This is a genomic window from Azoarcus taiwanensis (assembly GCF_012910885.1).
GTDB lineage: Bacteria > Pseudomonadota > Gammaproteobacteria > Burkholderiales > Rhodocyclaceae > Azoarcus_F > Azoarcus_F taiwanensis.
Genome location: NZ_WTVM01000315.1, coordinates 1 through 404, shown reverse-complemented (window position 1 = coordinate 404; position 404 = coordinate 1). Strand labels below are relative to the sequence as shown.

Genomic DNA, 404 nt, shown 5'->3' with positions numbered 1-404 from the left:
GTTGTATTCTCTAGTACATATTTATTCGCAAGTTTTGTTAAATCATACCAAGCTGTAATTGCATTAGCTGTATTAAAATCATCATTCATAACTGTTTCAAAACGATTTAAAATCGCATCAATTTGATCAATATATGTCTGTTGATTTTCAATATTAGTAGCAATTTGTGCGCGCTCTTCAATTAATCGATAACTATTGCGAATACGCTCTAGTCCACTACGTGCTGATTCAACCAATTCTAGATTATAGTTAATTGGACTTCTATAATGTACGCTAATCATAAAGAATCTTAGTACATCTGGATCAACTTCTTTAATAATATCGTGAACTAAAATAAAGTTGCCTAGTGATTTACTCATTTTTTCATTATCAATATTAATGAAACCATTATGCATCCATTACTT

1 protein-coding gene is annotated in these 404 nt (G+C 29.5%); it reads right to left on the bottom strand.

Features of this window, described 5'->3' with window-relative positions:
• On the bottom strand, positions 1-359 hold a 359-nt coding region (locus GPA21_RS20510), incomplete at its 3' end, for a DALR domain-containing protein (RefSeq protein ID WP_339379851.1).
• Positions 360-404: the final 45 nt, after the last annotated feature.